The organism is Gallintestinimicrobium propionicum (assembly GCF_025567525.1).
GTDB lineage: Bacteria > Bacillota > Clostridia > Lachnospirales > Lachnospiraceae > Gallintestinimicrobium > Gallintestinimicrobium propionicum.
In genome coordinates this window covers 1-9953 of sequence record NZ_JAOQJY010000039.1, presented here as the reverse complement: position 1 = coordinate 9953, position 9953 = coordinate 1, and the positions used below count along the sequence as shown (strand labels likewise).

The following is a 9953-nucleotide window of genomic DNA, read 5'->3' as shown; positions in this document are numbered from 1 at the left end:
AGCCGTTTTTCTGTCTCCCAGCGTATCCAGTTCCAACTCATCGTAGGATGTAACCTCGCGCAGCTCCGCAATATCAAATACGGCAAGACGCGCACCGCAGGAAATCAAAATCGACTTAGCGGTTTTGCCAGAGACAAATTGTCAAGGACTTTTTCATCAAATTCACAAAGAAGTCACATTTTGCGGACTTCCTCACGAAGCATACGCTTGATTTTGTCCTCCATTGTCTCCTTGGCGGTCTCGCTGAAATGCACACGGACGATATAGGTGGTCTTGCCAATCTGCTTTCTGACAGTAGGGCAAGTGGCGGTGTTGGTTGCGGTATTGTTCATTCAAAATCCTCCTGTAAATGAAAAATGCCCGGTGACTGTTCATCATCGGGCGGTGTCGGTATGAGGGAACAAGGCAAGGCGGCAATATTAAGGTATCTATAAAAACCTTGCCGTCTTTGCCACGCTTGCCGTGTTCCTGTTGTCAGTTGCGGAGATAGCAGACCCATGCCGTACCGTCTTTCTCGGTCACAAGTCTGTCCCCGATACGGCTCTTTGCCGTTCTCATGGTGCGTGAGGAAATCCCACGCTCATTGACCGTCTTTTCCAGCTCTGCACTCGGCATACGCTTTCCATCTGCAAGCAGTTCCAAAATGAGCATTTGCGCCTGTGCGGTCTTGCTCTCGGTCTTGGCGGTGTCTGTCCCGGCAAGAAGCTCGTCGGCGGTAATGTCATAAGCCCCTATCCATTCAAAGCCTTTCTCGTCTCCCAGAGAAAAGGCAAGGGACTGTCCGGGCGGCGCAAGGGAGCTTTTCTCATGGATAAGCACCCTCGTTGTGGGACTGTCTTTCAGCTTTCCAATAAACAGTAGACTGCGGACAGCCGCCGTAATGTCGATAGACCCTAAGCCCCTGTAAGTGCTTTGTGTTCCTGCGGCTTTGTTGAGGTGTCCTATCAGCACGATAGCGCACCCGGTAGCCTGTGCAATGTCTCCCAGACTGCGGAAGATGGGACGGACTTCATTTGCCCGGTTCATGTCCACATCTGCGCCCAGAAACGCCTGCACCGGGTCAATGATAACCAGCCTTGCGTTGTTCTCTCGGATTGCCCTTGCTATGCGCTCATCGGCAAGGGTCAGCGGCGTGTCTCTATCGTCAATGACAAGCACTCGTTCAAGGTCTGCGTCCGCTTCCATCAGCCGGGGCTTGACGGTATCGCCCAAACCGTCCTCTGCGGTCTGATAGATGATATTGAAAGGCTCAAGGGTTTCCATACCGGGCAAGGGCTTTCGGTTGGTGCAAGCCGCCGCAAGACGCATGGCAAAGTAGGTCTTGCCCTCGCCGGGGTTGCCCTGTATGATCGTCAGCTTTCCAAAGGGGATATACGGAAACCATAGCCAATCCACGCTCGTCAGCTCCACATCTGCCATACGGAGCATGGGGACAGGCTGGGCGGTGGGCAGCTCTCGCAGCGTGATTGTCTCGGCTATGAATTTGCGGCTGGGAATGTCCCCTTGCTGACGGAGAACATCGTTCCAGTCTTTCCTTGCCGGGACAAGGCGAATGACGGCGATCTCGCTGGGAATGTCCTGCGCCAGTCGGGAGCAGGCTTCACTTCCTGCGGTGTCGCTGTCAAGGCAGAGGAATACTTTTCGGGTGTCCTTGCGTTCAGAAAGAAAACGGTCAAGGGCTTTGCCCGAAACACCGCCCAGCGCAAGATAGCTTCGGCTTTGCCAGTCCTGCGGATAAAGGCAGATGAACGATAACAGGTCTATCGGTGCTTCAAAGACAAAGAGCTGGTTGCCGTTTCCCTCATAGCGGAACGGATAGGACTTGTCAGACCCGGCAATGTCCTGTCTGAATGGGTCTGCCGTTCCTCGCACATGGGCGTATCTCGGCGTACCGCTTCGGTCTCTGCCGACAAACACAACATTGTGCCGCTTTGCGTCCTCGTAAATATCCCCGGAAAGAAGAAAATCCTCAACAAGCGTTTTGTTGAGACCTCGGCTTTCGCAAAGATATTGAATTGCTCTGTCTGCTGTTCTGTTGTGCAAGGGCAAGTGAAACGCTGTGGGTGGTGCTGTGCTGGCTTCGCTCTGCCCCTCGCCGCTTTCGCCGGTTAAGAGCTGGACAGCTTCGGGAAAGGATTTTCCGTAAAACTCCATGACAAAATCAATGGGATAGCCGCCCTTGCTCTGGCTGTGGCGAAACCATTTGTTTCCCCGGACGGTCAGGCTGTCATGTTCTTTCCAGCGGTATTCCCGTCCGCTTTTGATAAGTGTCTCTCCCTGTGTGCGGAGAAAATCTTCCAGACTGACGGCGTTCGCCCGGTCAATCTGTGCTTGGGTGTAATTCATCGGGATAGTTCCTCCTTTTTCTGTCGTGTTTGGGGTCGATTTTGGTGCATTTGTTCCTCTGTACGCTCGTTAAATCGGGCGGCAGTATCTACACATGACTTGACCTTCCAAAGACGGTGTAAATCGTCTCTGACGGTCTTAAACTCGCCATAGGTGGTTTCGTGCGCCTGTTCCAGCTCGTCATACTCGTCGGACAGCTTTTTCATATCCACCTTGCCGTCTGGGAACTCCCCGGTCAGCTTTCGTCTGGCGGCGTAGAACTGTTTCAGTTCCGCTTCATGCTCTGCCTTGTACTTGGCTCTGGGCTTCTCAAACTTGATTTTCTGCAAGCCGTCATAGACAGGCTTCAAGCTCTGGAAAGCAGCGGAGCTGTCATAGAGCTGCTTAATTGCTTTCATTCGGGCGGTCTGTTCGTCCAGCGTTTTCTTCAAGCTCTCTGTGGCAGCACTGTGTTCGCTGACACGGTGTTCCAAATCTTCAAGAGTGTAAATGCCGTTTGCCCGGAGATAATTGAAAGTCTCGTTCATCTCCTTTAGGTTGCTGACCTTGCCTTTCTGCGAATATGCCCCGGCGTTGCGGCTGGTGTAATAGGCGTTCAGCAGAGAAACAAGGTTTGGTGCCTGCGGCTTGGAAAGCTCCGCTTTTGCTTCGGCAATCCAATCGAACAGGAGAGCGATTTTCTTCTTGATGTCCCGGATAACGGCATTGGTTGCCTTGATCCAGCGGTTGAACTCGCCCTTTTCGGTGCGTATGCCTTTCTTCTCCATTGCCCGGACGGTTGCGCCTTCATGGATAGTGGGAAGTAAATCCACGCCTTGCCGTTCATAGCTGCGGTGGTCGATACGAACATCAATACCTTTTTCCGCAAACTTGGCATTGCACATCTCCGCCCATGCTTCACGCCAATGTTCCAGCGTTTCGGGACTGCCCCAGTCGGTAGTGGGAACGGCGTTGAACACAAACTTTCCGTCTGCGTCTCGGATACGGTTGCCGTCCTCGTCCAGTTCGTACACCCGGCGTTGCTTTAGTCCCCATTTGCCGTTCTGCTCGATGGGACGAATGGGGCAAAGCACATGAAAATGTGGATTGGGTATGCCGCCGTCCTCACGGTCTGGCTGGTGTACGGCGAAGTCAACCACCATGCCCCGGCTCACAAAGTTCTCCAACAAAAATTGCCTTGCAAGAGCGATGTTTTCCTCAAGGGAAAATTCATTCTGCAAGGCAATGTCAAAGCTGTATGCAAGCTGGGCGTTCTTTCCACGCTCGGCTTTTTCCACGGCGTTCCATAGGGTCTGGCGGTCTGCGTATTCTGGCGGTGCATGGGACGGCAGGAGAATGTCGGAGCAGATCACGCCGCCCTTGCGGGTGTAGTCGCTGTATTCGCCGTAATACTCGCTATACAATCGCTCCCCGGCACGGTAGGCGGCAGAAGCAATAGCGGACTGTCCTGCGCTTCGCTTAGTCTGCGTGACGCTCAGATGAAATAGTGCCATCGGCTTTCAACTCCTTTTCTCTGTTTGCTTGGCTGATATGGGTAATCGCCATGTGACGGACGGCTCGCTGGACTTCGGACAGGGAAAAGATGTGTTCCATCAGCTCTGTCATTTCGGTGCGTGTGAGATCTTTGACCTCCGGGGCAAGGCTCTCAATCGTGCCGCCCAGATTGCAAAGGCGGTGGGTGCGCTTGGTGCGTTCGCCTTTCTCCAGATACTTCTTTCTGTTCTCCAGACGCTCCAGCTTGTGCTGTTCCTGTGCAAGCTGCGTCTCAGCTCGTTCCTTTTCGGCTCGGAGCTGGTCGAGGGTTTTCGGTTTTGTCATTGGGATTGACCTCCTTTTTTGATTTTGGGGATAAAAAAAGACCGTCAACTTTTCGCATAGTGCGACCAGTCAACGGTCAGTTTTTCGGTATTCAGTTTTTCAAACTTGCTGGCGGCGAACAGCATTTTATGCTGTTTGCGGACGGCAAGTCCACAGGGGATAGCCGCATTAGCGGCGCAAGGGGGTGTAGCCACCTTGACGGAACGAAGTGACGCAACATTCTCGGTCATGCAGTTTTCTTCTGCTGACCGGGAATGAAGCTCCGCAGGACGCACTACTCTCGATAGGAGAGTATAGAAGTGCGCCCTTTAGTTCCTAAAGGGATTTTCTTCTGACCCAAATTACATAAAATGTAGATCAAGACATTTCTAAGAGGTACTCTCAGATTTTCACAACATAAGGTTCATCTTCAATAATACCCTGATCGTGGGTAACAATGATAACCGTTTTACCTTCTTCATTGAGTTCGTGCAATAACCTCATAACAATATCTCTATTTTTCTTGTCAAGTGAGCCAGTAGGTTCATCTGCCAAAACAACAGAACATTTTTTCATCATAAGACGAGCTAAAGCAACTCTCTGTTGTTCACCACCGGAAAGCTGATAAACTTTTTTGTTAACTTCCTTTGATAACCCCACACGATTAAGAGCTTCTTTAAGTGATACTTTAGTTCGGCTTGATTTTTTAATCAAACTTAAATTTTCTTTAACTGTCTTATTTTCAAGCAGTGCAAAATTCTGAAAAAGAAACCCCACTGTATCCGCAAAAAAACTGTTTTTATTTTTAAGCCGGGTAATATTCAGCCCTTCGATTATGATACTGCCGCTATCCGGCTTTTCGATACCACCAATCATATTGAGCAAAGTGCTTTTTCCACTGCCGCTATCCCCGCTGATTACTACAAAACTTCCATCCGGAATTTCCAAATTAAAGTTGGAGAAAATTATTTTCTCTCCAAATGCTTTATTTAAGCCACGAATTATAATCATAAACATCCACCTTTCAAGGACTTTGAGATATTTGTTTTTTCAACCCACATAACATTTGTGAAAATGATTGCCATTTCAATAATGGTGAGCAATGCTCCAACCAGTAAAGCAATCCCGACACTTGCGTTAGATATAAAAAGCGAAACAATGCAAATCAATATCACAACGGCTATATTTTCTAAGAGATTAACGGAAATAAATCTTTTGTGCCTTTCATAAAAGCGATAGCCCAAAACCTTTTTGAGGGAGATTTCCATCGCATTAAGTCTAAATTCCATTTTCACTTCAGATATGATGATAGCGATATCTAACAGCAATACTAATACGCAAAGAGAGCTTATAAAGCCAATCAGTTTCACGAGGAAACTATGACTATAAGTATAATCCTCCCCGACATTCGTCAGCATAAAATAGTGTGGACCAAGCTGTTCTGCATATTTTTTCGCAGCATTACGAATTGTGCTTTCATCGCATCCGTAGATCACCTCACCATTATATGTTCCTGTTTCGATATAACTTCCATTCAAAGCAACAGCCTCATTTGCCTGATAAATAACAATCGGATTTGTTGCTCTTGACAATCCGTCAATAGCCTCTTCTCTGTTCGAATTGAGATAATAAAATTGCTCTCTGCCAGAATATTCTTTATAAACAACACGCAGTTCTTCTGCATTTTGGGTAAGAGAGTCAATTTCCTCTTTTGCGATATCTTTGTATGATTCCGCATTTTTTCCCTTTGGCACGAAGACCACGATATCCTCTTTTTCATCATCTTCAGTAAGCATATCAGAAAACCCTTGCAGCATATCTCTGGCATTATGATTTACAAAAATATAATTATCCGTATCGCTTATCCGGCTGCCTATGCAGACCACCGGATTTATAGTGTTGTATTCATTTTCGTAAAGGTCATTCCAAAATTCGCTCTCTTTGGATTCCTCCTCATTTTCTTCAAAAGGAGGTTCAATTTGCATAACTCCAAAATAGTAATCATTATAATGATTTTCTAAAAGAGTAGTGTTTGTAAGTAAATTACCTTGAATGCTACTGAGATTTGTAGTTATTGTAAAAATCGTCATAGCAGTAGCAAATACTTTAAGACCGTTCAGAAGATAAAACATACCTTTTTTATCTGAAGCATTGGCAAAGGCTTTTTTTACATCAAAGCGGACAAAAGCAGCATAAGGAATTACGGAAAGAACTGCTCCGGCACAATACACTGCCAAAATGAGATGATCTTCATACGCTCCCGATATAAATTGAGAAACAAGCAACTTTGCTAAGACGAATAATGCAGCATATGAAATCATATCAGCCACTACAGCTTTTAGAGCAATCACAGCAGCATTTTCGCCCAGAGAAGCTCGTACAACTACTTCCTTTTGTCTGCGTATCACCTCAATCATATTAAGTACAATCATCAATATGGCAACCAGGCCCCAAACAATGAACATCATATCAGTTTCGGTTGATTGCCAAAACTCTGGCTGCGATATAGAATATTCTTTTGCCAAATCTTGATATGTGGCAATAATGTCATCATCGTCACCGATATAGCTGACCATTATTTCCTGTCCATTGCCTGTGTTTTTTGCTTCTCTAAAATCTTCAAATTCTATTACGGTGATTCCGCCTATCAAAGCCGTATATGTTTTTTCCTCAATATCCATTGTGCTTTTAAGACTATCCCGAACAACGGTATCATCACCATAAATATAAAGTCTTGTCTGATAATTAGAAACTCTCTGATTAAAAGTCGAAAAAATATGAACACCATGCTTCTCAGCTGTATCTTCTGCATTGGCTAAAAATGAATCCATATTGTCATTAGTAGTTGTGTATCTGGACGATAAATAATAAGCACCATTAAAGTTCCAGAGCATATTTTGATATACTTCAGCTTGCATAACAAAAGCAAAAATAATCGTAATCAACAGCAATATATTTCTTATATGTTTCATTTAAAATTCTTAAACCTCCTTTGAATAGGTAACAGACACACGATTGCCCAAAATACTAATATGGATTTTTTCATACAACCACATTCTCTTGTTAGATTCTAATTTTCCGTTTTCTTTATTCGCATAAATTGTACCATAAAACTCGTGAACAATTCTACCGCAACTTTGGACTACATGAGAAAAGTCCGAACAGTTTTCTGCCCGGACTTCCTCGCTCAATCATAAATCAATTCCACTTTCACAATCTCCTCTGCCTGTGCCTTGCAAGCGTTCATCTGCCGCACCCATTCCATTTGGTTTTCGGCTTTCAGTTGCTCGGTCACGCCGTTTTGCTCTGCCAGTGACCGCACGATCAGCTCCATGCGGTTTCGTGCTGTTTCGTCAATCTCGGCGCAATGCTCAAAGAGCTTGTCGGATAGCACCAGCTCATTGAACAGTATCGGACGGTGCATTTCCAGATACGCCTTGCGAAGTCTGCCGTAGTGTCCGAGGGGCTTGGTCTTGCGGATAATGATGTTTGGGATAAGATAATCGCCGTTCTGTGTGTAAGTGATATTCATGCTGTTTGTACTCCTTTCATCGGCTCTCTCTGCGGTAAACTGCTGACAGGGACGAACACGCCCTTTGCAATGTCCTCCGCACGAATGGCGGCTTTCTTGGCTTCGATTTCTGCCTTTTTCCGCTTCTTGATTTTGTCCTCGTATCGCTTCTGCGCTCCGCTGGCTTTCCGCTTCAAGTAGTTCTGATGAAGCCTGTCCTTGCGTTCCTCACGTTTGCGGATTTCCTCTAATTCCTCTGGGGTCAGCTCCACTTCTCCAAACGCCGGGGGAACAAATCGACCGACAAAATTGAAGTAAATCTCGACCTCCTGTGTGGTCTGTATACTGCCCTTGCGGTCACGCTCATGCACAAGGATTTTCTCGATAAACTCGTTGAGCATGGCAATGGTCAGCTTGTCGAAGTTCTCATATTTGTCAATCAGAGCGATAAAACGGTCAGCGTCCTTTTCGTGTTTTTCATAGCTCTTGATAGCTTTTTCCAGAGCAGAGATTTCGGCGGTAAGCTCGGACTGTTCCTTTTCGTATTGAGCGTCCAGAGTGGCGTATCTGCTGTCGGACAGCTTGCCTAAAATGTTGTCCTCATAGATTTTGCAGAGCAGGACTTCCAGCTCGGAAACTCTCTGCTTTGCGGTGGCAAGGCGTGTCCGCTGTTTCCTGACCTCTGTGGTCTGCTGGCTGGACTGCGCTTCCTGCACCACACGGACAAACTCGGCTCGGTCATGCTTGGCATACTCGGCAATAGCTTTGAGCATTTCGGAAACAAGGGACAGAACCACATCTTCATTGATACGGTGCTGTGTCGTGCAGAGCTTTCCAACTGGGACTTTGCTGTATTGGGAACAGGTATATTGAGAAATACGCTTGCCGTTGTTGGTGCGGTGGACATACATCTTGCCGCCGCAATCGGCGCAATAGAGCAAGCCCGTGAGGGGAGCTGCTTCGCCCCAGCCGTCCGGGTAGCGTCTGACATTTCCACGGATTTTCTGCACAAGGTCAAAGGTCTGCTGGTCAATGATAGCTTCATGGGTATTCTCGAAAATCGTCCATTCGTCCTCCGGGACATAATGGCTTTTCTTGTCCTTGAAGTGCTTTCGGGTCTTGAAGTTGATGGTGTGTCCCAGATATTCACGCTTTTCAAGAATGTTGCAGATGGTGGAAGAACCCCAGCCGTACACATCTTTGAAAGTCTTGTTTTTATTCACACCCTCGCCGTGCCGGGCAAGGTAAGCGGACGGAATGAGGATTTTTTCTTCTTTCAGCTTGCTGGCGATCTGATACGGACCGTAGCCGTCAATCGTCATGGAAAAGATACGCTTTACCACTTCGGCGGCTTCGGGGTCAACCAACCATTGGTCTCTGGCTTCGTTCCAGAGATAGCCGTAAATAACCGTGCCTGTGAGGTGCTTGCCGGACTTGCCTTTGGATTGAAAAGTGGAACGGATTTTACGGCTGGTGTCTCTGGCGTAGTATTCGTTCATAATGTTGCGGAAAGGGGTAAAATCATCGTCCCCTCTGGCGCTGTCCACGCCGTCATTGATGGCGATAAGGCGAACGCCACGCTGACGCAGAATTTCCATAATCTGACCGACTTTCAGATAGTCACGACCCATGCGGCTCATGTCCTTGATACACAGGTACTCCACATTCCCGGCTTCCACTTCTTTCATCATTGCCAAAAATCCGGGACGGTCAAAGCAAGTACCACTAATGCCATCGTCCGTGAAATGGACAATGTTCGTAAACCCCTGCCGTGCGGCGAACTCCTCCAACATAGCCTTTTGATTGGAAATGGAATTGCTCTCACGCTGCTGGTCATCATCTTTGCCAAAGTCATCACGGCTCAATCGTTCATACAGAGCAGTGATTTTCTCGTTTTTTCTCATAACTTGCGCTCCTTTCTTCGGTTTTAGGTTGTGTGTTCTAAGAGACTTCCCAACCGCTTGATTAAGAAGTCTTTTAGAGCATACAACACCGGCTGCCAGCTTATATTTCTTATACTGCCGCACTGCGAAGTGGTTTGGCTTTTCCGATTCCAGTGCATCAAACATCAGGTCTACGGGATTTTTGAACTCCTCGTCATCCTCCCGGACTTCCATGGCGTTGATGAACTCGATGAGGGTGGAGAAGTTTTGCTCCTCCACCGGAGCTTCATAGTGGATATATCCGATCAATGCGCAATACAGCAATGTTTCCGCCTATAGTGATAGGTAATCCTTTGAAGTTATCGCCGGATTTTCCCCCACTCCACACCGGACGTGCGACTTTCACCGCATCCGGC

Annotated in this window: 9 protein-coding genes; all 9 read right to left on the bottom strand. The window is 47.3% G+C overall.

Features of this window, described 5'->3' with window-relative positions:
* Positions 1 to 173 precede the first annotated feature (173 nt).
* Complete coding sequence (locus tag OCV62_RS17765; RefSeq protein ID WP_002596227.1) at positions 174 to 332, bottom strand: transposon-encoded TnpW family protein; 159 nt, start codon at positions 330 to 332, stop codon at positions 174 to 176.
* A gap of 142 nt (positions 333 to 474) precedes the next feature.
* Complete coding sequence (locus tag OCV62_RS17760; RefSeq protein WP_262588321.1) at positions 475 to 2346, bottom strand: AAA family ATPase; 1872 nt, start codon at positions 2344 to 2346, stop codon at positions 475 to 477.
* Complete coding sequence (mobQ, locus tag OCV62_RS17755) at positions 2343 to 3839, bottom strand: MobQ family relaxase (protein WP_262588319.1); 1497 nt, start codon at positions 3837 to 3839, stop codon at positions 2343 to 2345. The genes OCV62_RS17760 and mobQ overlap by 4 nt, the downstream gene beginning before the upstream one ends.
* Positions 3805 to 4164 (bottom strand): DUF3847 domain-containing protein, encoded by a 360-nt coding sequence (locus OCV62_RS17750; RefSeq protein ID WP_003500140.1) that lies wholly within the window; start codon positions 4162 to 4164, stop codon positions 3805 to 3807. Before OCV62_RS17750 ends, mobQ begins: the two co-directional genes overlap by 35 nt.
* A 44-nt stretch (positions 4165 to 4208) precedes the next feature.
* On the bottom strand, positions 4209 to 4394 hold the full coding sequence (locus OCV62_RS17745) for a hypothetical protein (RefSeq protein WP_009321372.1): 186 nt from the start codon (positions 4392 to 4394) through the stop codon (positions 4209 to 4211).
* A gap of 151 nt (positions 4395 to 4545) precedes the next feature.
* Positions 4546 to 5154 carry an ATP-binding cassette domain-containing protein gene (locus OCV62_RS17740; RefSeq protein ID WP_002593328.1) on the bottom strand — a complete coding sequence of 203 codons (609 nt, stop codon included), beginning with the start codon at positions 5152 to 5154 and terminating at the stop codon, positions 4546 to 4548.
* The gene (locus tag OCV62_RS17735; RefSeq protein WP_262588316.1) at positions 5151 to 7115 is read right to left on the bottom strand and encodes a DUF1430 domain-containing protein; all 1965 of its coding nucleotides are present in this window, start codon (positions 7113 to 7115) and stop codon (positions 5151 to 5153) included. Before OCV62_RS17735 ends, OCV62_RS17740 begins: the two co-directional genes overlap by 4 nt.
* A 215-nt stretch (positions 7116 to 7330) precedes the next feature.
* The gene (locus OCV62_RS17730; RefSeq protein ID WP_002593326.1) at positions 7331 to 7675 is read right to left on the bottom strand and encodes a TnpV protein; all 345 of its coding nucleotides are present in this window, start codon (positions 7673 to 7675) and stop codon (positions 7331 to 7333) included.
* Positions 7672 to 9558 carry a recombinase family protein gene (locus OCV62_RS17725; protein ID WP_330667455.1) on the bottom strand — a complete coding sequence of 629 codons (1887 nt, stop codon included), beginning with the start codon at positions 9556 to 9558 and terminating at the stop codon, positions 7672 to 7674. The genes OCV62_RS17730 and OCV62_RS17725 overlap by 4 nt, the downstream gene beginning before the upstream one ends.
* Positions 9559 to 9953: the final 395 nt, after the last annotated feature.

Coding starts and splice junctions, on each gene's coding strand:
- OCV62_RS17765 (WP_002596227.1), bottom strand. CDS start 332: ATGAACAATACCGCAACCAACACCGCCACTTGCCCTACTGTCAGAAAG.
- OCV62_RS17760 (WP_262588321.1), bottom strand. CDS start 2,346: ATGAATTACACCCAAGCACAGATTGACCGGGCGAACGCCGTCAGTCTG.
- OCV62_RS17725 (WP_330667455.1), bottom strand. CDS start 9,558: ATGAGAAAAAACGAGAAAATCACTGCTCTGTATGAACGATTGAGCCGT.
- OCV62_RS17730 (WP_002593326.1), bottom strand. CDS start 7,675: ATGAATATCACTTACACACAGAACGGCGATTATCTTATCCCAAACATC.
- OCV62_RS17750 (WP_003500140.1), bottom strand. CDS start 4,164: ATGACAAAACCGAAAACCCTCGACCAGCTCCGAGCCGAAAAGGAACGA.
- mobQ (WP_262588319.1), bottom strand. CDS start 3,839: ATGGCACTATTTCATCTGAGCGTCACGCAGACTAAGCGAAGCGCAGGA.
- OCV62_RS17740 (WP_002593328.1), bottom strand. CDS start 5,154: ATGATTATAATTCGTGGCTTAAATAAAGCATTTGGAGAGAAAATAATT.
- OCV62_RS17745 (WP_009321372.1), bottom strand. CDS start 4,394: ATGACCGAGAATGTTGCGTCACTTCGTTCCGTCAAGGTGGCTACACCC.
- OCV62_RS17735 (WP_262588316.1), bottom strand. CDS start 7,115: ATGAAACATATAAGAAATATATTGCTGTTGATTACGATTATTTTTGCT.